This is a genomic window from Bacteroidia bacterium, from assembly GCA_037045145.1.
Taxonomy (GTDB): Bacteria; Bacteroidota; Bacteroidia; order AKYH767-A; family OLB10; genus OLB10.
This window is the reverse complement of the sequence record JBAOIA010000012.1, coordinates 503,970-526,432: the sequence shown is the minus strand read 5'-3', so window position 1 is coordinate 526,432 and position 22,463 is coordinate 503,970. Positions and strand designations below refer to the sequence as shown.

General features: G+C 35.0%; 19 protein-coding genes. 7 read left to right on the top strand and 12 right to left on the bottom strand.

From position 1 onward, the window contains the following. Positions 1-27 precede the first annotated feature (27 nt). Complete coding sequence (locus tag V9G42_11635; GenBank protein MEI2760071.1) at positions 28-1,188, bottom strand: 3-hydroxyacyl-CoA dehydrogenase NAD-binding domain-containing protein; 1,161 nt, start codon at positions 1,186-1,188, stop codon at positions 28-30. Then, the gene (locus V9G42_11630) at positions 1,185-1,964 is read right to left on the bottom strand and encodes an enoyl-CoA hydratase-related protein (protein ID MEI2760070.1); all 780 of its coding nucleotides are present in this window, start codon (positions 1,962-1,964) and stop codon (positions 1,185-1,187) included. Before V9G42_11630 ends, V9G42_11635 begins: the two co-directional genes overlap by 4 nt. Positions 1,965-2,170: 206 nt before the next feature. On the opposite strand from V9G42_11630, the gene V9G42_11625 reads away from it, so the two are divergent. After that, entirely contained in the window at positions 2,171-2,857 is a 687-nt protein-coding gene (locus V9G42_11625) for a response regulator transcription factor (GenBank protein MEI2760069.1), read from the top strand. Between the two features lie 24 nt (positions 2,858-2,881). Here the strand turns inward: V9G42_11625 and V9G42_11620 are convergent, their stop codons facing one another. The 3 genes from V9G42_11620 to V9G42_11610 are packed head-to-tail and all read right to left on the bottom strand — an operon-like array spanning position 2,882 to position 5,886. Beyond that, positions 2,882-3,226 (bottom strand): heavy-metal-associated domain-containing protein, encoded by a 345-nt coding sequence (locus V9G42_11620; protein MEI2760068.1) that lies wholly within the window; start codon positions 3,224-3,226, stop codon positions 2,882-2,884. A gap of 9 nt (positions 3,227-3,235) precedes the next feature. Continuing rightward, entirely contained in the window at positions 3,236-5,437 is a 2,202-nt protein-coding gene (locus tag V9G42_11615) for a TonB-dependent receptor (protein MEI2760067.1), read from the bottom strand. Between the two features lie 56 nt (positions 5,438-5,493). Then, positions 5,494-5,886: a hypothetical protein gene (locus V9G42_11610; protein MEI2760066.1), complete on the bottom strand. Its 393-nt coding sequence runs from the start codon at positions 5,884-5,886 to the stop codon at positions 5,494-5,496. 75 nt (positions 5,887-5,961) lie between these two features. Between V9G42_11610 and V9G42_11605 the strand changes: the two genes are divergently transcribed. Then, positions 5,962-6,603 carry an O-methyltransferase gene (locus V9G42_11605; protein ID MEI2760065.1) on the top strand — a complete coding sequence of 214 codons (642 nt, stop codon included), beginning with the start codon at positions 5,962-5,964 and terminating at the stop codon, positions 6,601-6,603. 48 nt (positions 6,604-6,651) lie between these two features. Beyond that, positions 6,652-7,164, top strand: a complete 513-nt coding sequence (locus tag V9G42_11600; protein ID MEI2760064.1) for a hypothetical protein — start codon at positions 6,652-6,654, stop codon at positions 7,162-7,164. Here V9G42_11600 and V9G42_11595 read toward each other — a convergent pair whose 3' ends face one another. From V9G42_11595 to corA, 6 genes are all read right to left on the bottom strand, one after another. Then, complete coding sequence (locus V9G42_11595; protein ID MEI2760063.1) at positions 7,165-7,641, bottom strand: hypothetical protein; 477 nt, start codon at positions 7,639-7,641, stop codon at positions 7,165-7,167. A 26-nt stretch (positions 7,642-7,667) separates the two neighbouring features. Further along, the gene (locus V9G42_11590) at positions 7,668-9,668 is read right to left on the bottom strand and encodes a tetratricopeptide repeat-containing sensor histidine kinase (GenBank protein ID MEI2760062.1); all 2,001 of its coding nucleotides are present in this window, start codon (positions 9,666-9,668) and stop codon (positions 7,668-7,670) included. A 69-nt stretch (positions 9,669-9,737) separates the two neighbouring features. Further along, positions 9,738-10,415 (bottom strand): response regulator transcription factor, encoded by a 678-nt coding sequence (locus V9G42_11585; protein MEI2760061.1) that lies wholly within the window; start codon positions 10,413-10,415, stop codon positions 9,738-9,740. Positions 10,416-10,459: 44 nt separating this feature from the next. Beyond that, on the bottom strand, positions 10,460-12,172 hold the full coding sequence (locus tag V9G42_11580; GenBank protein ID MEI2760060.1) for a HAMP domain-containing sensor histidine kinase: 1,713 nt from the start codon (positions 12,170-12,172) through the stop codon (positions 10,460-10,462). A 222-nt stretch (positions 12,173-12,394) separates the two neighbouring features. Then, positions 12,395-14,872, bottom strand: coding sequence for a primosomal protein N' (priA, locus tag V9G42_11575; protein MEI2760059.1), 2,478 nt, complete (start codon positions 14,870-14,872; stop codon positions 12,395-12,397). Next, positions 14,869-15,996, bottom strand: coding sequence for a magnesium/cobalt transporter CorA (gene corA / locus V9G42_11570; GenBank protein ID MEI2760058.1), 1,128 nt, complete (start codon positions 15,994-15,996; stop codon positions 14,869-14,871). Before corA ends, priA begins: the two co-directional genes overlap by 4 nt. A gap of 65 nt (positions 15,997-16,061) precedes the next feature. Between corA and V9G42_11565 the strand changes: the two genes are divergently transcribed. Together V9G42_11565 and V9G42_11560 are read left to right on the top strand one after the other, a co-directional pair. After that, positions 16,062-16,793 (top strand): class I SAM-dependent methyltransferase, encoded by a 732-nt coding sequence (locus tag V9G42_11565; GenBank protein ID MEI2760057.1) that lies wholly within the window; start codon positions 16,062-16,064, stop codon positions 16,791-16,793. Then, the gene (locus V9G42_11560; GenBank protein ID MEI2760056.1) at positions 16,790-17,485 is read left to right on the top strand and encodes a ZIP family metal transporter; all 696 of its coding nucleotides are present in this window, start codon (positions 16,790-16,792) and stop codon (positions 17,483-17,485) included. Before V9G42_11565 ends, V9G42_11560 begins: the two co-directional genes overlap by 4 nt. A 61-nt stretch (positions 17,486-17,546) precedes the next feature. Here V9G42_11560 and V9G42_11555 read toward each other — a convergent pair whose 3' ends face one another. Next, positions 17,547-17,996 (bottom strand): Hsp20/alpha crystallin family protein, encoded by a 450-nt coding sequence (locus V9G42_11555; GenBank protein MEI2760055.1) that lies wholly within the window; start codon positions 17,994-17,996, stop codon positions 17,547-17,549. Between the two features lie 299 nt (positions 17,997-18,295). Between V9G42_11555 and V9G42_11550 the strand changes: the two genes are divergently transcribed. Together V9G42_11550 and V9G42_11545 are read left to right on the top strand one after the other, a co-directional pair. Next, on the top strand, positions 18,296-19,351 hold the full coding sequence (locus V9G42_11550) for an efflux RND transporter periplasmic adaptor subunit (GenBank protein ID MEI2760054.1): 1,056 nt from the start codon (positions 18,296-18,298) through the stop codon (positions 19,349-19,351). Between the two features lie 4 nt (positions 19,352-19,355). Then, positions 19,356-22,421, top strand: coding sequence for an efflux RND transporter permease subunit (locus V9G42_11545; protein ID MEI2760053.1), 3,066 nt, complete (start codon positions 19,356-19,358; stop codon positions 22,419-22,421). Positions 22,422-22,463: the final 42 nt, after the last annotated feature.

Sequence of the window (22,463 nt, the reverse complement as noted above, 5' to 3'; positions counted from 1 at the left end):
ATACTGCTGATATTTATCAAATTCAGCTTAAATTCTGAACATATCATCGTTTAACGCCAATTTTCGTAAATGTGGGCACACTCTATATCGGTCTTCACCATAGTAGGTAAACAGTTCTTCCAATTTATTGTACACAGTCCGCAAGCCACGTTTATTTGCCCATGTTAATAGCCCCTGTGGGTAATTAACTCCTTTAGTCATTGCAGTTTCAATGTCGGAAGCAGTTGCAATTCCCATCATCAAGGTGTCGGCAGCTTCGTTAACCAACATAGCAAAAATTCTATCAAAAATCTGGTTATGTAGGTTACTATCTAAGGATGGTTGAGGTTGATTGGAGTTTTTATAATCATAATAGCCTCTGTTGCTTTTACGACCAAAAAGTTTTCCCTCAAATAATCGTTTCTGAGTAATGGAAGGTTTATATCTCTGATCGAAAAACATTTGTGTAAATACAGTTTCTGTAACTTTAAAGTTAACATCATTTCCAATAAAATCCATCAGTTCAAAAGGCCCCATTTTAAAGCCACCAATGGTTCTCATGGCATGGTCAATTGTAGCAAAGTCGGCAATACCTTCTTCATAAATTCGAAGCGCTTCACCATAGTAGGGGCGTGCTATTCGGTTAACGATAAATCCCGGAGTGTCTTTGGCAATTACAGGTAGTTTTCCCCATTGGCGCATAGTTTCAACAGCATCTGTTATTACTTTATCTGTTGTATTAAATGTGGGAATTACTTCAACCAATTGCATTAAAACCGGTGGATTGAAAAAATGCAGCCCTATAACTCTATCTTGCTTTCTACACGATGAACCAATTGCAATTACCGGCAGCGAAGATGTGTTAGTAGCTAAGATACATTCGTTCGAGACAATATTTTCTACACTGCTGAACAAACTCTGTTTTACATCAATATTTTCAATTACTGCTTCAATAAATAAATCAGCTTGTTTGAGTTCAGTTAATTCATCTGAAAATTTTATTTGCTTAAAAGTATCATCAGCTTTTGTCTTATCTATTTTACCCTTTTCGACCAATTTATCCAAACTGGAACGTATTAATATTTGGGCTTTTGATAAAGCGTCAGCACTTGAATCAAAAAGGGTTACTTTGCAACCATTGGTTGCCGCTACCTGAGCAATTCCAGATCCCATTGAACCTGCTCCTGCTATTCCTATTTGTTGTTTCATTGTCCTTTAAAAACGGGTTTTCTTTTTTCTAGAAATGCTTTTATGCCTTCGTTATGATCGTAGCTTTTTGCTGCATTGACCTGTTCTGCCAACTCACATTCAAGTTGTGTATTCAAATCATTCATCAGAGATTGATTCAATAATTTTTTGGTAAGACCTAATGCTTTGGTGGGTAAACCGGCTAATGTCTGTGATGTCTGTATGGCTGTTTCCATTAACTGTGCATCATCAACGGCTTTGTAAATCATACCCATAGTTACGGCTTCGGCAGCAGAAACTTTATCGCCTAACATAGTCAATGCACTGGCTCTTTGAAACCCAATAAGTCGAGGCAGGAAGAAAGTTCCACCACTATCAGGTATTAATCCAATTTTACTGAATGCTTGAATGAATAATGCCGATTCTGCAGCTAAAACAATATCACAACATAAAGCAATATTGGCGCCAGCACCTGCAGCCACACCATTAACGGCACATACTATTGGCTTTTCTATATTTCTTATTAGGGTAATAATAGGATTGTAATGCTCTCGTACTATTGCGGCAATGCCTGGACCGTTGGCATCAACAGCTTCAGACAAATCTTGTCCCGCACAAAAAGCTTTACCGGTTCCTGTTATTAAAATTGCACGTATGTTTGAATTGTTAGCTGCTTTCTTTAGTTCATCCTGTAATTGCAAGGACATTTCACGGTTAAAACTGTTGAATTTTTCCGGCCGGTTTAATGTGAGTTTTACAACCTGACCATTTATTTCGTGTAATACTGTTGGTTCCATAATAGGCAAAAATACAGAGTTATTGACTACGTCAGTATAATTTATAAAGGAAGGCGATTTTAGAGTAGGCTATTTGAAGAGTAGTTTAAGTCCAGTTTTTAATTAACGTTTTCATCATACTTATTTTGACTATTAGCCGGGAGTAACCTTAGTATAATGATGTAAATTTCAATTCAGTTATCTTTCTTTGCATTGTCAAAAGAAATATGAAAAGTCAGACATACAAAATTTTGATTGTTGATGATGAGCCTGACATCATTGAGTTTATACAATATAATCTCCGAAAGGAAGGCTACTTGGTTTATACAGCCAAGAATGGCGAAGAAGCAATAGTATTGGCTAAAAAGGAGGTGCCACATTTGATTGTAATGGACATTATGATGCCAGTGATGGACGGGGTAGAAGCCTGCCGTATAATGAGAACAATACCTGCTCTCAATAAAACAATTATTGCATTTTTAACGGCAAGGAGTGAAGATTATTCACAGATTGCCGGTTTTGATGTTGGCGCTGACGATTACATTCAGAAACCGATTCGGTTACCTGTTTTAATGAGTCGAATTAAAGCACTGTTGCGCAGGACAAGTGAATTGCCCGGGGCAGAAGCAACAATAATAGAGATAAGCGGATTAAAAATTGACCGCATGCATTATTTAATCTATCAAGAAGGGCAAAAATTTGAGTTGCCACGTAAGGAGTTTGAATTAATTTCATTATTGGCATCCAAGCCCGGCAAAGTTTTTTCGAGGGAAGATATACTCAGCCGGGTGTGGGGTAATGACATTGTAGTTGGCAACAGAACCATTGACGTACACATAAGAAAAATCAGAGAAAAGTTAGGCGATCAGGTGATTAGAACCATTAAGGGAATCGGTTATAAATTTGAACCATGAAAGAGATTTATTTTTCACTCAAGCTTAATGATGTAATGCTCCATTCTTGCAACAATCAGGTAGTTTATCGAAAGCCTCCGGATTGGCTTTTACACTATCTGCATCATAACCTGCATTGCTTATTACCTGACGAATGGTTTCAGGAGTAATTTTTTCGCCATTATATTTAATTGCAACTACTCTTGTATTGAGATCGAGTTTTGCAAACTTGACACCATGTTGATGTAGTAGTGCCGTTTCAAGTGCTTTCTTGCACATGGTACACTCGGCTGAGGTAGCAATATTTATTTCAGCTTTTTTATTTTGTTGTGCCATCAGTGAGAAGCTGAAGAATGATAACAAAATGGCACCGGTAATTAACTTTTTCATTTTTATTGTTTATTTAATTGTATAACGAAATCCTAAATAAAATGTGCGACCCATTAAAGGCCCCCAAATTAGTGATGCATCAAAATTTTGACCAAATGGCTCATCAGCAGCAACAATTGCATGCTTTTGTCTATAGTCAGTAATATTCTCGCAGCCTAAGTAGAAATCAGCATTTTTAGTTCTCCATGTTGCTTGCGAATTTAATGTTATAAAACTTTCAGAGTATGATTTTAACTCATAACCGTTTATGTGGGTGTCTCCACCTGGAATTCTGCCTTTGCCGGTGTATTTGAGTGTTGCATCAATACTGTATTTTCCTTTTTTTATTTTGTATTCTGCATTCAATAAAGCCTTGTCACGAGGGGTAAGTGGTTTGCTTTTTAGTTCACCTGCAAAAGTTTGTTTAACTACATTGTATTTATAGCCTAACCTCAGCAACAGATTACTTATTGGCTCAATATTTAACTCTCCCTGCAGGTAATGAGAGAAAGATTTCCCATCCAAATTGTAGAAATGAAGTTGATGAATATTTTCCATGTCAATAACCACCTGATGTTTGAACCAAGTATAATAATAGTCTGCATTGAATGATGCATCGTGACCAAACCATTGCATTTTCTTTGTGAAATTAATTCCTGTATTCCATGCTTCTTCAGCCTTAAGGTCATCAATAAACAAGGCTCTTGAAGAAGTAAATACAGAGGTGTTTTCAGCATAAATTCTGGCCGTACGCCATCCTTTTCCGGCAGATAATCGAAGTGCCGTCAATTGGTCAATATTATATTTTATATGTAATCGCGGTGTCAGGAAGAATCCATAAGTGTTATGTACATCAGCTCTTATTCCTGCAACAATTGCCCAATTTAAATCGTTGTTGAATGAATACTCTGCATAGGCACCCGGAATGATTTCGTTGGTATAGGTGCCGACAGAATTAAATTTTTCAGCATAGTGATTATACCGAAAACTCAAACCCGAACGGATGTAATTTCTTGTGTCGTGAATGATAGTTTGATAAATGGTGTTGGCATGAAAACTACGCTGATCGCCAGTATATGTTTTATTGCCAAAATAATTGTCCTGCAAGTGTAAACGTGATAGCGTAAGTAATGCAACACTTTTATAAGGCTTGGCAGGATTTATAGTTCCGGTTTTTGTAAAAACTTCTAATATTTTATTCTCTATACCCACGCCATATAAAGTTGATTTTCCAAAATCATTGTCATAATTAAATCCTTTTTGTCCACCTAAACGGTTTTCATATAAGGCATGCCAGCCAATTTCTCCTTCTAATTTATTTGGAACAGTAACATGCCAGGTGTTCATTACATTTACTTGTTTTGTTAAAGGCTGGTCTAAAAAACCATCTTTATCTCTGTCCACTTTAAGATGATTCATGCTGCCATGCGCAAGAAAAACAGTACTGATATGTTTTTTAAACCGTTGTGCAAGTTGCAGGTTCAACTCTTCGCGACCTTCATTATTCAGGTAGCAATTAATAAAAAAGCGATCGGCATTTTGTGGTTTTTTTAGCTCTATGTTTATTTGACCTGTTATTGCTTCAAAACCATTTATTACAGAGCCTATTCCTTTGTTGATTTGTATTGATTCAATCCATGGTCCTGGTGTAAAAGCCAATCCATGAGATGCAGATAAACCAAAAATCAATGGTAAATTCTGAAACTGTATTTGTGAATAAATGCCATCAAGTCCAAGCATCTGAATTTGTTTGGCACCGGTAACAGCATCACTATAGTTAACATCTATTGTTGGGTTGGTTTCAAAACTCTCACTCAAGTTACAACAGGCAGCTTTCAGTAATTCATGTTGTGTTATCGTAGTTGTATTTATGGGTGTTATAGTTGAAATTGATGTGCTTTCTCTTCGCGATTTTATTTCAACTTCTTTTAAGTCAATGGACTTTTTTAGACGAATTTTCAGATCGTTATCAGGTATATTATTTAAAGTTAATGTATCGGTTTTAAAACCTATAAACTGACTGATGATGGTTAATGGTGTTGCACCTGTGTACAGTATTTGAAATTTTCCATCAAGATCTGTCACTGTATGTTGATCGGTTACAGGAATATAAACACTAACTCCCGGCAACGTTTCACTATTGTCTGATTTTACCACGCCTCTAATCATTATTTGGGCATGACTTTGTAATGATATTACAAGTAATATTATAAATGATAAATTTTTTTTCATTGAAATCTAATTAAAATTATTGATTGATAAAGTAACTATTTAAAAAATAGCCTTGATCAAATAGATAATTTTGAAATCAGAAGGAGTAAAGGGGGGGAGGGTATTGTTTGTTCCTGAATTGAAAATTCTTGAAGGAACATAGAAAAATTGCAAGTGTTCTCTAAAAGTTGAGGCAATTCTACAATGGCCGGAGTTGAAACCTGCACCTTGTTTTCATGATTAGAAAGTTGGTTGGCATCAATTACTGACTTTGAATACTGACAGCAATCTCTTTTAAAACTACAACCTTTATTTTCTTTGTTTGAACAATGCTTAAACTGCTCGAGTGATACCATTGTTTTGTTCTTTTTGGAACAAACCATTTTAAATACAGTTACACCCGATGCTGATGCAATTACGGAAAAGATTAAAACAAATGAAAGAAGTAAGCGAATGCCTTTTCTAAACATAACACAAAAGTAGCAACAACTTTCTGAAATGGCAATGAATTAAGCTAAATATTACTTTCGCAAATAAAATACACCATGCATTTTATAAGGGATGAATTGGAAGAATACTGCATTAAACATACTACTAAAGAAAGTAATTTATTAGAACAGATTGATCGGGATACCAATGCTAAGGTGCTTAATCCCCGAATGCTTTCAGGCCATTTGCAGGGAAGATTTCTGGCAATGATTAGCAAAATGATAAACCCAACAAGAATTTTAGAAATTGGTACTTACACCGGTTACTCTGCAATTTGCTTGGCAGAAGGGTTGGCAGAAGGGGGTAAACTTACCACCATTGAAAAAAATGCCGAACTTGAAAAATTGATTCGTAAAAATTTAAGCCAAAGTAATGTTCCCAATAAAGTCGAATTGATTATTGGTAATGCGTTAACTATAATTCCTGAGTTAAAGGAGGAATATCAATTGGTTTTTATTGATGCAGACAAAGAAAATTATTCAACTTATTTTGAAATGGTTTGGGAAAAATTGCCATCAGGAGGGTTTGTGCTGGCAGATAATGTGCTTTGGAGTGGCAAAGTGGTTGAGCCAACAGTTGCAGGAGATGTTGATACAGTAAATATTAAAATGTTTAACGAAAAGGTAGTAAACAACAGCGAAGCAGAATGTGTTTTACTTCCGGTGAGAGATGGATTAATGTTAATTAGAAAAAGATAAGGGAATGAATCAAGGTAATGATTTAAATTTTTAAGATTAATTTGATAAATGATAAGAAGAAGATTTTTTATGCTTTTTACTTGTTGTATTTGGGGATGTACCAATCCTGTAATACATAGTGATGTAACAGATAGTAATCAACAACCTAAGTTGTTGCAGACTAAAACGGACTCTGTTCAGGAATATATAAAAGTTGATGCTTCAGCAAGTGTAAACAACACAAGTTGGAAGCCGGCTACAGGTGTAGTTAATGTATCTGTTAATCCTGATGGGAAGAAGAATTATGCAATCATGTTAACAGGCGATGGAATTACAGTTGCATTAATTTATAGCGGAAAAGAAAAAAAAGGTAAATTTAAAATAGGTGAGGGGTTTAATGCATCGGTACTGGATGCAAAATCCGCAGTCCATATTTGTAATGATGGTTATATCCTGTTTTCTGAATTTGATACCACAAATAAAGTACTGTCTGGAAAATTCGGTATAGCATGTATGGGAAACAAGGCTTCCGGAGATGAATACAATATCCAGGAAGCCTCGTTTAACCAATTAAAGTGGTAATTAATTTATCGAACCACAAATTACCGGGCATTTCACTGTTGCAACAAATGATGCAGGTGCATTTGCTTCGCCACTTTTTATTAAAGTGGTTTCTGAATGTATGCCTTCAATGATTACAGTTGCGGTTGAATCATTAGCTCCGGTTTTACCAAAGTAGCATACAATGCCATTAGCTTTGTTATTCTTACAAAAAATTTCATCCAGAGCGCGTTTACTGAAAAATGCACCTTTGTGAACGGTTCTGTAAGTTGTATTAAAATTATTGACAGCAATTTGTCCATTATCCCTAGAAATCCAATCTCCACCACCATCTTTTTCAACTTTATCATATCGTAATACATCATCACATGCACATGGAGGTTGATCAATGCCTATTGTAGATTGATTAGCCTCTGCATTGCTTACAAAGAGTTTGTTGAATGCAAATAATGCATTAACTGCCAGCGATGCCAGCAAAACATAACCTGTTACTTTCATAATTTTTGATTTTTGAGTTATTTGATTTAATTATATGGTAATGTAAATGAGAATTCTGTTTCAAGATGGGGTGTGGATTTTACATCCATGTCACCGTTATGCGATTTTATTATTTCATAAGATAAGCTAAGTCCCAATCCGGTTCCTTTACCAAGAGTTTTTGTTGTATAGAACGGTTCGTAAACTCGAGGTAAGTTTTCTTCTTCAATGCCAGGGCCATTATCTGTAATAGTAAGACGTACTGAATTTTGAATTTGGCGTGTTTGAATTTTCAATATCGGTTTATATGTCTTATCAACCATTAATTTATCATTCATAGCATCAAAAGCATTGTTTAATAAATTCATTAAAACTGTTGTAATTTCCTGGAGATTTAATACAATGCCTTTAAGCGACTGGTTAAAGTCGTAGTGGATGTGACAATGGAAGTCCGGGTAATGGGTAATAAAAGAATGGTAAGCAACACTTGTAAACTCATTTACTACCTTATTGATATCTTCAATTGTTCTTTTATCACTTTTGGGTTTAGCATGATTAGCAAAGTTGAGAATTATTTTATCTGCTCTTAATGCATGTTGATATATCATGGCCAAATTATTCTTTAGCTGTTCAAAATTCTCATCATGATTGTTTTGAATTTTTTTGTCAATTTCTGCAATTAATTCACTCGATATTTTGGTAAAATTAATGACAAAATTTAATGGATTGCGAAGCTCATGTGTAATGCCGCTTGACATGCGTCCTAGCGATGCCATTTTCTCATTGTGAATGAGTTGTTGTTGTACTTGCCTTAAACTGTTTAATGCTTCTGATAACTCTCCATTTGCAATTCGTAATTCTGCTTCACGCTTTTGTTTGTAATTATATCTTCTATATAGTCCAATTGTAATTCCAAGTAGCATGAAAACAGTCAATGCAAGTAGCCATTTCTGAAGCTGGTCAGCTTTTTCTTTTTGAAATAAACTATCTAGTTGCGCCTGCTTTTTTTCAGCTTCAATTTTTGCTTTTAAAGTATTTATGGCGCGTTGGTTTTCGGAATTGTAAATTGAATCACGAAGTTGATAATGTTGAATGATGTAATAGTTTGCAGATTCAAAATTTTTCTGATCAGAATAAATTATTGCCATTAACTTATAGATATCCAACTTAAATCTGATAAAGTTAAATTTCTCGGCAATAGATAATGCACGAGTTAGATTTATAAATGCTGCATCATTTTTAGAGGTTTCTATCAATAATTTACTGTAAGGTATCAACGCCATACAGTAGCCATATGGATCAATAATTGAATCCCACTGTGTCATGACTTTATCAAAAAGATTTTCTGCTGCAACAAAATTCTTTTGATTTGTATAAAGACGAGCTAATGCTACATAACATTCATATTCTATTTGTTTGTTTGCTAAATGTTTTCCTATTTTTAATGATTGTAGCAGATATTCTTCTGCCTGTTTATTGTTTTTTAATTCCAGATAACTAAGCCCACATAAATAATAGGTTGTAGCTAGCGAACTGTCATTAGATGCTTTTTTATAAAGTTCTGTTGCAAGTTTAATGTTTGGTAATGCATCAGGGAACTGGCTTTGCAGATAGTAAACAAGTCCGATTTGCAGATAAATATCGGCTTCTCCATTAATGTTACCAACATCTTTATAATATTTTAATGCCCTATAAAAATAATCTAAAGCTTTTGCATCATTGGTTATTCTGAGATAATATTTTCCTGTAAAAACATCACTTTTAGCTATGAGTTCGGGGTTGCCTGTTTTTTCACCAAGATTGCGCAAGGTGTCAGACCAGATTATGGCAGAATCTGATAGTTTATCGTCAACTAAATAATGATAAATGATTGAAGTTACATAATCTGCAGCTTCTGGACCATGTGTATCTCTTAAATATAGATTTATTTTTTTATTTAAATCGTCTGAAGATGCAAATTTTGGATAAAGCAGTACTAATGCTAAAAAAAGTTTAAGTGTTTTAGAACAGAAACTAATAGCACAATTGCATTGTATATCTTTAGGCATACCTGACAGGGCTAATGTTCCCAAAGGTAATTACTTAATACATACAAATTATAACAATTGTATAAAATGTCATTCTTTAACTACAAGACGATAGCCATTGCCATGAACATTCAATAATTCAATGTTTGGATCGTCTTTCAGATACTTCCTGATTTTGGTAATGAATACGTCCATACTGCGTGCTGTAAAGTAATTGTCGTCATTCCAGATTTTACGTAAAGCTATTTCACGAGGAAGAATATCGTTAAGATAGACGCATAATAATGCAAGTAAAGCCGCTTCTTTAGGCGAAAGCTTTTCTTCTTTCCCGAATCCTTCTATTGTACGTAACCTGCTGTTGAACTTAAATCCACCTATGACAAATTCAACCTGCTCGTTAACGGCTTTTACAATATTTTCACTCCTGTTCAGAAGTGCTTTTATTTTAAATAACAGAATTTCAGAGTCGAAAGGTTTGGTTATATAATCATCAGCACCAATTTTAAATCCTCTTATCATGTCCACTTTCATTGACTTGGCTGTTAAAAAAATAATTGGTACATTGCTGTCTTTGGCTTTTATGTTTTCGGCCAAAGCAAAACCATCCATAACGGGCATCATTACATCAAGAATACAGAGGTTAAACTTGCCTTTTTCAAATTTATCAAGAGCTTGTCTGCCGTCTCTATAAAGGTGTACATCATAGTCGTGTAATGAAAGATAGTCTTTGAGAACTAAGCCAAAGTTGGTATCATCTTCAGCTATCATAATTTTGATTTTCCCAGTTAGTATTGACATGTTATGTTTTTAATTTAGTTGGATTGATGAGATTTGTTTTTTGCTTTTAATGGATTTAGAGGTAAAGTAAATTCCATGGTTGTTCCTTCGTCTTTTTTACTTTTTAAAACTTTAATTTCACCATGATGTGCTGATGCAATTGCTTTTACAATGGACAATCCAATGCCATAGCCTTTAACGTCATGGATATTACCTGTCCCTGCTCTATAGAATTTTTCAAAAACATTTTTCTGAACCTCACGACTCATGCCAATTCCATTGTCAGAAATTAGTATGCGAATGTTGTTTTGGATATTTTCTGTGTTGATAGAGATAGTTGGATTTTCCGGAGTATATTTAATAGCATTATCAAGAAGGTTAATTAATGAATTAAATATAAAATCATAATCACCGAGCATTTGATGTTGTGCGGCATTCAAATTAGTTTCTATTACACCTCCTTTAACTTCTACCTGTAGTTTTATCTGATCAATGGCTTTTAGTATCATTTCATGTATATCAAATTCCACCAGATTGAGGTTGATGTGCTTTCGGTCAAATAGTGCAAGTTGCAAAATGTTTTCTACATGTTTGTGCATCCGGTGATTTTCTTCCTTAATAATGTTCATATAGCGATGCACACTTTCGCTGTTTTTTGAAACAACAGGGCTGTTCACAGCATCGGTTGCTAATGAAATAGTTGCAATTGGGGTTTTGAATTCATGAGTCATATTATTGATAAAGTCATTTTTTATGTCAGACAGTTTTTTCTGGCGGAAAATAGTATAGATTGTATAGCCAAATCCGAATAACATTACTAAAATAAACAAAGACGAACTAATAAGCATTACCCACATGGTGGAAAGCACATACGATAAACTTTGAGGAAAATGAAGTGAGAGTAAAATAGGCTTGGCAAGCAGATCGTTGGGAAATAAATCTGTCTTATAACGGCTTTTTAGCAGTGCATTTTTGTTTTCAGGTGCGTTGGTTGACATGATTTTGTTTTCACCAACATTTATGACACCAAATTGATAGGGCGTTGTTATACCTCGGTTTGAAAGTTCTGTTTTTAAAATTGAATCAAGTTGAAAAGGTTTAATTCTATCTTCGATGGTTTTCTCATCAGAAATAAATTCAAAAGCCAGATTTTGCATCACCTTATTCCAATTGTTGATTTTAGCTTCAATTTTGGCACGCTGTTTTTCCAGAATATCTGCTTTAAGAGATAAAAATTTAACAGCGTTGTGCGAATTGGATTTTATGGAATCATCTAAAGTGATTTCCTGACGATTATGCCGAATAGTGATTTTTCTGCCACCACTATATTTTATTTCCATTTTAATGTAATCGTGGTTGTAGTCATCTTGATTTAAAAAGTCAGGTGGCAATGGCGGCTCCACCATAGGTGAAGGTTGAATTGATTTTGCCTGTGCAAGTTTGTTTATATTGGAGTCTTCTGTTGTTGAATCCAGTCCTTCCCATTCCTCATCCAACATTTGACGTTCTCTGAAAAGCGAAAAAATAGAATCATTATTAATTGTTACAAAACTATTACTGAAAATATTGAATGCTTCTTTTTTTTCAAGCTTAATGGCTACCGCAGTTAATGCATCGTTTACTCTCTGATTGAATTGTTGTTCTTTAAGATGATAGTCGTGCAAGATCCAGTTCACCTGCATGGCAATGATGCCTATGAGTGCCGCTGCCATGCAAGCAGAGAGGATGATGATCTTGTTCTTATTCATTACATGCAAATTTAAAACACTTTAACACAGCTTAATTCTGTTTAACTTTTTTTAACCCTGATAGATTTTACTATTACCGTTGTATCATTCCGGTATTTTGCAATTTACCTCTTGTGCAAATCAAAAAAATACAGAAAAACGATTGGTTGGTGTGGATAAGTTTATCTTTATTTTGAAATTGATTGTTTTTGGCAGCAGCTGCTTTTGATAGGAAGAAGATTATCAAATCGGATCTACATCAATTTGCAAAATGATATTTTTTGATACAGGGTTTATCTTGAAACGATCTATTGCAGAAAGCATCATACTTCTTGTATCATTTAATTTAGACTGACGAGAAAATTTTATCAATATTGTTTTGATGTAAAAGTTTTTTATTCTTGAAATAGGTGGTGTCACCGGACCGAGAGTTGATGGTAATTGTTTTTTTAATTCTTTAGTTAAAAAATCAGCTGCCTGTGTGGTTTTCGAATCATCGCGACCTTTGACTGTAATTTCTAATAGTCTGCTAAATGGTGGGTAGTTGAATTTTTTACGTTCAGACATTTCAAAGTTAATAAAAGATTTGAAGTCGTTTTTAACTACCAGGTTAAGTATTGTATGTCCCGGATTGTAAGATTGAATGATAACTTTTCCTTGTTCTTTTTTTCTTCCTGCACGACCACTAACTTGCATTAACATTTGAAAACTTCGTTCATAGGCTCTGAAATCAGGAAAGTTTATTAGATTGTCTGCATTTAAAATGCCCACCAAACTAACATTGTCGAAGTCAAGCCCTTTTGTTACCATTTGTGTTCCTACTAATATGTCTGTCTCACCGGTTTCGAAGCGACTGATAATTTCACTGTAAGCATGTTTACCTCTTGTACTGTCAAGGTCTAAACGTGCAATATTATATTCCGGAAAAAATATCTGTAATTCATCTTCAATTTTTTCTGTCCCAAATCCGTATTGACGGATATCAGTTTCTCCGCAGGATTTACATTTTGATGGCGGTTGTTGTGTAAAACCACAATAATGGCAGCGAAGTAAATCTGCTTTTTTATAATATGTAAGTGCTACATCACAATGCTGACAATGAGGAACCCAATTACATTGATGACATTGCAAAATTGGGGCAAAGCCACGTCTGTTTTGAAATAGTATTATTTGTTTTCCTTTGTCCAATTCTTCTTTTATGGCATTAATTAGCACGGGTGAAAAATGTGATTTCATCTGCCTTTTAAAAGTGAGCTCTTTTATATTCACCAATTGAATTTGTGGTGGTGCAATATCTTTATGTCTTGCAAACAATTCAACCAATCCATATTTTCCATTGATTGCATTATAGTATGTTTCAATTGACGGTGTTGCACTGCCTAGTAATATTTTAGCTTCAAAAAGTTTAGCTAATACAATTGCTGTGTCGCGGGCATGATAACGTGGTGACGGATCAAATTGTTTGTAGGATGACTCATGTTCTTCGTCAACAATTACAAGCCCTAATTTATTAAAGGGCAGAAAAACAGATGAACGTGCACCAATTACAATAAATGGCTCTGAATTAGTTAATCCGTTTTCTATCATTCTCGTATAAACAGAAGCACGTTCATTGTCACTGAATCGTGAGTGATAAACTATCAACTTATTGCCGAAATGTTTTTCAAGTCTTGTGATGATTTGTGTTGTCAATGCAATTTCCGGAAGAAGGTAAAGAGCTTGCCTACCACTTTTCAGACAATCATCAATTAGCCTGATGTACAATTCTGTTTTGCCCGATGATGTTACACCATGAAGTAGCGTTACAGATTTGTCTGCAAAAGATTCATTAATTTTATTTAATGCACTTGATTGTGCTTCGCTAAGTTCGAAGAAGTCTTTATTAAAAAATGATTTTGAGCCCTGTGCTCTTTCAACAAGAATTTCAATCAGTCCTTTTTTTACTAATTGTTTTAATACTGTTGCAGTTGCTCCTGATTTATGGAGCAACACCTTTTGTGGAACCTTACCTTCACTGTAATTTTTTTCCAATAGTATTAATTGCATCAACACATCTAATTGGCGTGGTGCCTTTTTTTCGAGAAGGTCAAATTGTTTCTTAAGATAATCCTGATCTTGCGTTTGCTCTGTTCTCCTGATGAAATTTGACATTGGTATTTTAAAATCTTCACCAATGTTTTCAACGGATAATACCAGCTTTTTCTGAAGTAATTTTTTAACAACAGGAAATACATGTTTGCGGTCAAGAATACGGGATATTTCTTTCAGACTTAATTCTTTTACAGAATGTAAAGCTTCCAGAACCAGAAACTCATCGTCAGTCAAATATTCACTTTCGTTTTCTTTCTCGGTGTTAAGTACAATTTTTGTTTCACTGCTCAAACGCAGTTCTGCCGGCAGTGCTGCCTGCATAACATCTCCCCAAAAACACAAATAATAACTGTGAATCCATTGCCACAAAGCAATCTGTTTTTCTGTAACAACAGGTATTTCATCAATAACCGATATAATTGGTTTTACTTCATAATCGTCAGGTTTTATAACCGCGGTTTCTAAAATTATTGCTGCATAAATTTTCTGACTTCCAAATTGCACCAATACTCTTTTTCCAATTTCTATTTGAGAAACTAAAGCTTCCTGCACTGAATAGGTAAACAAATTAGGCAGTGGCAGAGGCACTACTACTTTAATATAAAATCCATTACTGTTATTCTCTGTCATCCTCTGAAACGTATCCAACCTTTGCGATGAAAAATGTACAATTGAATTACAACTATCAGTAACATTACAACAATAACACCAACATAACCATATGGTGAATACAATTCAGGCATGTTCATTGGCAAGCTTTCTCCGGTTTTGGGATTTTCAAGCTGAAAGTTCATGCCATAAAGACCAACAATAAAAGTTAAAGGAATAAAAATTGTAGATATAATAGTAAGCACTTTCATTACCTGATTGAGTTTGTGACTTACACTGGATAGATAAACATCCATCAAGCTTGCAGTAACCTCTTTGTAGCTTTCAACAATGTCAAGAATTTGAATGCAATGATCGTAAGAGTCTCTGAAAAACAGCTTTGTTTCTTCAGGAACTTCGTCAAATGATGAACGTAAAATATCATTAATTTTATCTCTTTCGGGCCAAATTGCTCTTCTGAACACTATTAATTCCCGTTTTATTTGAAGTATTCTATTCATTGAATCTTGCGAAGGATTGCTTAATAGTTCATCTTCCAAATCATCCAATTTGAGTCCTATTTTTTCAAGTGCCGGATAATAATGGTCTATTACTGCATCCATCAATGCATAAGCAAGATACCCTGCACGAAATGTGCGCATATTCCCTTTGCCATTTCGCAGACGCAAACGAATGGGGTCAAAAAAGTCTTGATATTTTTCCTGAATGGTTATGACGAAATTTTTTCCTAGAATTAAACTTAACTGATCGTTATTAAGTGATTCATCAGTCATGCTAAGCAGCCTGCTCACAAAAAATAAATGACCTTCATATTCATCAACTTTAGGTCGTTGATATACATTGAAAACATCTTCTAATTCCAATCTGTGTAACTGAAAAAGTGTTGTCAGGCTTTCATAAAATGATTTATCTCCAAATCCTGCAACATGTAGCCAGAGTGTTTTTTCACCTAAATTCTGATAGACATTTATTAATTGGTCGAATTGGGTAATATCTGTCTCCTGAAACGATTCTTTGTCATATATAAAACAAAGTGCTTTTGGTGATAAAGCATCAGATGGTATAGAAAAACTTCCAGGCTGTGCTCCGGGATGTGTTGTTTTCTTACGGCTGAGTTTTACGCTTAGTCTTCTGATCTTTGCCATAATTAATTAAATGTGGTTGTCAAAAATAGCGATAAATTTGCCGGCTGAAGAAAGAAAATTATTTTATGCAAAAGTGGTTTCAGTCGTGGTTCGATTCGCCTTATTATCATATTCTTTACAAGGATAGAGATAGTCAGGAAGCAGAGTATTTTTTGGATAATCTTTTGGAGCAAATCCATTTGCCATTAAAATCAAATATCTTAGATATTGCATGTGGCAAAGGGCGCCACAGCATATTTCTTGCAGATAAGGGTTTTTATGTTACAGGCCTTGATTTGTCGGAACAAAGCATTGAATACTGTAAACAGTTTGAGAGACAAAATCTTGAGTTTTATATCCACGACATGCGCGAAATTTTCAGGACTAATTGTTATGACGTTGCGTTGAATTTATTTACCAGTTTTGGATATTTCAATTCAGAACACGACAATCATTTAGCTATACGAACAGCATCATTGTCATTAAAACCCGGTGGTTACTTTATTCTTGATTTTTTTAATCCTAACCTTATCAAAAGCACCTCGCAACAGCAACATACAAAGCAAGTAGATGGAATTGAATTTACAATAAATAAGCACTCAGATGGGAATACCATTGAAAAGACCATTCAGTTTAATGATTCAGGAAAGAACTTTAAGTTTACAGAATCGGTACAAATTATTTCACAAAGTACATTTCTTAAACACTTTGAAGGGGTAGGCTTGATAACAAGACATATCTTTGGAGATTATTCTTTGAATCCATTTGAAGAGAATAGTAGTGAGCGAATGATTTTTATAACTCAAAAACCTCAATGACGGCATCATTTATTATCTTATTTCTTCTTATTACTGGCGGTGGATTACTTTATTTTTTATTAAATAAAAGTAATGACACATTATTAAAATTGTCTCTTGCATTTTCCGGAGCGTATTTATTTGGTATAACCATCACACATTTAGTACCTGAAGTTTTTAGTCAGGGCGATAAATCCATGGGTATTTATGTTATGGCCGGCTTTTTATTTCAGATTATACTTGAATATTTTTCAAAAGGAATTGAACACGGGCATATTCATTTACATGAGCAAAAACAACATGCAATTTTTCCGTTATCTATGATGATAAGTTTATGTATTCATGCATTTTTTGAAGGTGTACCTATGGCAGAAGCTCAGCAGCGCCAATCGCTCATGATGGGAATTGCTATGCATCATATTCCGGTTGCATTTGCACTGATGAGTATGCTGATGAATTCAGGTGTTTCTAAAACAGTGTCTGTCTTTTCATTAGTTGTTTTTGCCGCTATGTCTCCAGCTGGAGCAATCTTTGGTATTTATCTTGGTGACACTTTGATGGCTGAATGGTTTAATAAAATTATGGCAATTGTGATTGGAATTTTTCTGCATATTAGCACCACTATCTTATTTGAAAGTGATAGTAACCATCGTTTTAACTTTATTAAAATGGCTGTAATTCTAGCCGGAGTTATTTTTTCATTGTTAGTATAAAATAAAATCCTCCTGCAAATTTTAACAGGAGGATTTACCACTAAAAATAAACCAAATTAAATTATGAAATTTTTATTTCACGCAACGGCTTTGGTCTTGCCTCATCTTTTTTAGGGATTACTAAAGTCATTACACCGTTGTCATATTGTGCAGCAATTTTTTCACTATCAGCAGTTTCAGGCAAAGTGAAAGTACGCTTAAAGCTTGCATACGAAAATTCTTTACGGGTGTACTTTTCGCTCTGTGTGGCCTGTTCTTCTTTCTTCTCTGCACTGATATTTAGCATGTCATTCTCAATGTTGATTTTGAAATCTTCTTTGCTTAATCCGGGTGCTGCAAGTTCAAGTTTAAATTCGTGATCAGATTCCTTAACGTTTACAGAAGGACTGAATGATTTAGTGATGTTGTTGCTAATCACACCATCAAAGAAGTCGTTAAACAAATCACTGAACATTGGTGAGCGGTCCATCATTCTTGATGCCGGTTCGTTTTTAAATTTAATGAGTGTCATTTTGTTTTATTTTAATTGTTTATGTAAACAGCATACATCAAATTCAATTCCATGGCCTTTTTTATGACAAGAGTGGCATGAATGATAGATTTAACAAGTCAAAATGTCTTTATCGTACTGTAACTAACGACAACTTTTCCGATTCTTTGAGTGAGATTTTCTTTTGGTGTGTGATAAACACTCATCGGAAAATGTTTTTTACTGAAGATATGCTAAAGTTTATAGATTGTTCTCAGTTGAAATAGTTAAAGCTAAAATAAAATAATATTTTTGTGCCTTTTATTCCTTTTTAAGAATTTATGAAAGCATCACGATTTTTATTAATAGGATTAGTCATTGCCGGATTAATTGCTGTTAAGCTGATATTTTTCCCGGGAGTCAAAACATCAAAATTTGGTGGCAAAGCAAATGCTGCTGTAGTTCCTGTTACCGGGTTTATTGTCCGTTCTCAACCTCTCGAAAACAATTTGAAGGCTAATGGAACTATTAATGCTTACGAGCAAACAGACTTACGTGCAGAGATTTCAGGACGCATTGTTGCAATATTTTTTAAAGATGATCAGCCGGTCAAAAAAGGCCAGTTACTGATACAGATCTATAATGATGATTTGAAAGCGAATCTTTCGAAAAGTACAGCGGTATTAAAACAAACTCAAGACCGGTTAAAGCGACAGGAAAAACTGTTGGAAATAGGAGGGGTTAGCACAGAGGAAGTAGAAGAGACACAAACTGAAGCTGCCACTCAGAAAGCAGAAATAGATTATTTGAATCTGCAGATAACCAAGACTGAAATTTATGCACCATATGATGGAATTGTAGGAATCAGAGATATCAGTATTGGGAATTATATAAATTCTTCAAGTGTAATTGCAACAGTTTATCAGGTTAACCCATTAAAAATTGATTTTACTGTTCCTGAAAAGTACCTTCCTTATATAAGTAAGGGAATGAAAATCAAATTTACGACAGATGTAACTAAGAAGGAATATGAAGGAGAAATATCAGCAATTAATCCAATGATTGATCCTTCAACAAGGATGGTACGCCTTCGTGCAATTACTGAAAACAGCGACCGTTCACTCACACCGGGTTCTTTTGCTCACATTCAGGTTGATTTTAAAATCACCGAGAATGCAATTCTAATACCTACTCAAGCTGTAATTCCGATTTTGAAAGGCAAAAAAGTTTTTATCAGTAAAAATGGTAAGGCAGAAGAAAAAATTATTGAAACAGGTGAACGAACACCGGATAAGGTAGAAGTTATCTCGGGATTGACTGTGGGAGATACCGTGCTGACAACGGGAATATTACAGGTTAGAAAAGGAAGTGATATAAAATTCAGTGAGGTAAAGTAGGTATATGGATCTGAGTGAATTAAGTGTAAAACGTCCCGTTCTTGCCATAGTTATGTCTTTGGTGATACTGCTATTCGGTATCATCAGTTATACTTTTCTTGGTGTCAGAGAGTATCCCTCTATTGATCCGCCAATAATCAATGTAAGAACTTCATATCCCGGTGCAAATGCAGATATTATAGAGTCGCAGATAACGGAACCGCTTGAAAAAGTAATTAACGGTATTCAGGGTATTCGATCAATTTCTTCAACAAGCAGCCAGGGAACAAGTAATATTACAGTTGAATTTAATTTAAATTCTGATCTCGAAGCAGCAGCCAATGACGTTAGAGATAAAGTTTCACAGGCTGTACGTACTTTGCCACGAGATATTGATGGGTTACCGGTTGTAACCAAATCTGATGCTAATGCTGACGCCATCATTTCACTCACAGTTCAAAGTAATACAAGAAATACACTCGATTTAAGTGATTATGCAGAGAATGTAATTGGTCAGCAGCTTATCACCATACCTGGAGTAAGTACCCTGCAAATATGGGGACAGCGTAAATACGCAATGCGTTTGAGGATTTATCCTGATAAGCTTGTAGCATATAAGCTCACTGTTCAGGATATTCAGAATGCACTGGATCGGGAGAATGTTGAATTGCCTGCAGGAAAAATTGCCGGTGACAATACTGAACTTGTTGTTCGAACTACGGGGCAGCTGCATAGCGAAGACGATTTTAATAATATGATTATCGTTAATAGTGGTGATCAACTAATTCGTTTTAAAGATGTTGGCCTTGCAGAATTAGGACCTGAGAATGAAGAAACAATTTTAAGGGAATCTGGTATTCCAATGGTGGGAATTGCTCTTGTTCCACAACCCGGAAGTAATTACATCGAAATTGCAGATGAATTTTATAAAAGATTGGACAAAATAAAAGTTGATCTTCCTTCAGATATAAAAATTGGAATTGCACTCGACAATACATCTTTTGTAAAGAAGTCAATTACTGAAGTGGAAGAAACACTTTTCATTGCAATTACACTTGTGGTTATCATAATCTATTTGTTTTTCCGTGATTGGCTTGTAGCCATACGCCCATTGATAGATATACCGGTGTCGTTGGTTGGAGCTATGTTTATAATGTACATAGCAGGATTTTCAATAAATGTACTCACACTTTTGGCCATAGTACTTGCAACAGGACTGGTAGTAGATGATGGAATTGTGGTTACTGAAAATATTTATAAAAAAATTGAAGCAGGACTTTCTCCTAACAGGGCAGCCATTGAAGGAACTAAAGAAATATTTTTTGCTGTTGTCAGCACATCAGTCACCTTAGCAGCAGTTTTTCTTCCTGTAGTTTTTATGGAAGGATTTGTAGGACGCCTTTTCAGAGAGTTTGGTGTAGTCATTGCTGGTGCCGTACTCATTTCTGCATTTGTTTCACTAACATTAACGCCAATGCTAAATGCGCGATTAGTGAGGAAGGATAAAAAGCATTCTAAGTTTTATGAAAAGACAGAACCTTTTTTTCAACGGATGAATAGTGCTTATGAGAATTCGCTAAAGTGGTTCATGGAAGCAAGATGGCGCGCATGGACAATTTTAGGTTCGGCCATTGTATTAATTTTTGTTTTAGGCAGAAGTTTGCAAAGTGAGCTTTCTCCATTGGAAGATAGAAACTGGCTGAGGCTTTTAATTACAGCACCGGAAGGAGCTTCTTACGAATATACAGACAATTTTATTGTGAAAATTTCTGATGTAATTGAAGATTCAATTCCGGAAAAAAAGGGATTGCTTACAGTAACTGCGCCAGGATTTACAGGTGCAGGAGCAGTAAATTCAGGCTTTGCACGAATTGTACTTTCTACACCAGACAAACGTGAGCGTTCACAACAAGAAATTGCAGATCAACTTTCGGGAATCACACGCAAAATGACTGATGCCAGAGTTTTCGTTCTGCAGGAACAATCATTGTCTGCAGGTGGATCACGAAGTGCATTACCTGTTCAATTTGTTCTTCAAAATCAGGAATTCGATAAGCTAAGAGAGGTTGTGCCTTCATTTTTAGATAGAGCAAACAAAAGCCCGGTATTTCAGGGGGTGGATGTCAATCTTAAATTCAATAAACCGGAACTGAATGTTTCCATTGACAGAGCTAAAGCAAATGCATTAGGAGTGTCGGTTGATGATATTGCACAAACACTACAATTGGCATTTAGTGGACAGCGATTCGGATATTTTATTATGCAAGGAAAACAATATCAGGTAATAGGACAGGTAGATCGCGAAAATCGTGATGTGCCCTACGATCTTTCTAAACTTTATGTCAAAACAAATAGTGGGAGCCTTGTTCAACTTGATAATTTAATAGACATAAAGGAAATCAGTAGTCCGCCACAGTTGTATCATTTCAATCGCTATCAGTCTGCAACCATATCTGCGGGACTTGCACCCGGCTATACCATAGGTGACGGAATTAATGAAATGAAACATATTGGCGACAGTTTGCTTGATGAAAGTTTTTCAACTGATTTAACCGGACCATCACGCGACTTTGCCGAGAGCAGCTCTAATGTTTGGTTTGCTTTTGTGCTTGCAATTATATTAATCTATTTAGTATTGGCAGCACAGTTCGAAAGTTTTGTTGATCCATTTATAATTATGATTACTGTTCCGCTTGCTATTTGTGGTGCTTTAATTTCACTATGGTATTTTAATCAGACATTAAATATATTCAGCCAAATTGGTATCATCATGCTCATTGGTCTTGTAACAAAAAATGGAATCCTGATAGTTGAATTTATCAATCAGCTCCGTGAAAAAGGAGTTGAACGTGGCGAGGCAATTATTCTTGGTTCTGTTTCTCGTTTTCGTCCAATTTTAATGACCAGCCTTGCAACTTCATTAGGCGCACTTCCCATTGCATTAGCTTTAGGAGCAGGAGCAAAGAGCCGTATGTCAATGGGAATAGTAATTGTTGGTGGTGTGCTTTTCGCTCTTATATTTACTTTGTATATTATTCCTGCAATGTATTCTGTTTTTTCACGAAAAAAAGAAAAGGAAAGTTATGACTAAGGCTCGGTTAACAGTATTGATTTGTTTTTTCTTTGTACAGGC

Excerpts from the sequence above, each read along its gene's own strand:
- V9G42_11635 (MEI2760071.1), bottom strand. The coding sequence starts at position 1,188 with ATGAAACAACAAATAGGAATAGCAGGAGCAGGTTCAATGGGATCTGGA.
- V9G42_11630 (MEI2760070.1), bottom strand. The coding sequence starts at position 1,964 with ATGGAACCAACAGTATTACACGAAATAAATGGTCAGGTTGTAAAACTC.
- V9G42_11625 (MEI2760069.1), top strand. The coding sequence starts at position 2,171 with ATGAAAAGTCAGACATACAAAATTTTGATTGTTGATGATGAGCCTGAC.
- V9G42_11620 (MEI2760068.1), bottom strand. The coding sequence starts at position 3,226 with ATGAAAAAGTTAATTACCGGTGCCATTTTGTTATCATTCTTCAGCTTC.
- V9G42_11615 (MEI2760067.1), bottom strand. The coding sequence starts at position 5,437 with ATGAAAAAAAATTTATCATTTATAATATTACTTGTAATATCATTACAA.
- V9G42_11610 (MEI2760066.1), bottom strand. The coding sequence starts at position 5,886 with ATGTTTAGAAAAGGCATTCGCTTACTTCTTTCATTTGTTTTAATCTTT.
- V9G42_11605 (MEI2760065.1), top strand. The coding sequence starts at position 5,962 with ATGCATTTTATAAGGGATGAATTGGAAGAATACTGCATTAAACATACT.
- V9G42_11600 (MEI2760064.1), top strand. The coding sequence starts at position 6,652 with ATGATAAGAAGAAGATTTTTTATGCTTTTTACTTGTTGTATTTGGGGA.
- V9G42_11595 (MEI2760063.1), bottom strand. The coding sequence starts at position 7,641 with ATGAAAGTAACAGGTTATGTTTTGCTGGCATCGCTGGCAGTTAATGCA.
- V9G42_11590 (MEI2760062.1), bottom strand. The coding sequence starts at position 9,668 with ATGCCTAAAGATATACAATGCAATTGTGCTATTAGTTTCTGTTCTAAA.
- V9G42_11585 (MEI2760061.1), bottom strand. The coding sequence starts at position 10,415 with ATGATAGCTGAAGATGATACCAACTTTGGCTTAGTTCTCAAAGACTAT.
- V9G42_11580 (MEI2760060.1), bottom strand. The coding sequence starts at position 12,172 with ATGAATAAGAACAAGATCATCATCCTCTCTGCTTGCATGGCAGCGGCA.
- priA (MEI2760059.1), bottom strand. The coding sequence starts at position 14,872 with ATGACAGAGAATAACAGTAATGGATTTTATATTAAAGTAGTAGTGCCT.
- corA (MEI2760058.1), bottom strand. The coding sequence starts at position 15,996 with ATGGCAAAGATCAGAAGACTAAGCGTAAAACTCAGCCGTAAGAAAACA.
- V9G42_11565 (MEI2760057.1), top strand. The coding sequence starts at position 16,062 with ATGCAAAAGTGGTTTCAGTCGTGGTTCGATTCGCCTTATTATCATATT.
- V9G42_11560 (MEI2760056.1), top strand. The coding sequence starts at position 16,790 with ATGACGGCATCATTTATTATCTTATTTCTTCTTATTACTGGCGGTGGA.
- V9G42_11555 (MEI2760055.1), bottom strand. The coding sequence starts at position 17,996 with ATGACACTCATTAAATTTAAAAACGAACCGGCATCAAGAATGATGGAC.
- V9G42_11550 (MEI2760054.1), top strand. The coding sequence starts at position 18,296 with ATGAAAGCATCACGATTTTTATTAATAGGATTAGTCATTGCCGGATTA.
- V9G42_11545 (MEI2760053.1), top strand. The coding sequence starts at position 19,356 with ATGGATCTGAGTGAATTAAGTGTAAAACGTCCCGTTCTTGCCATAGTT.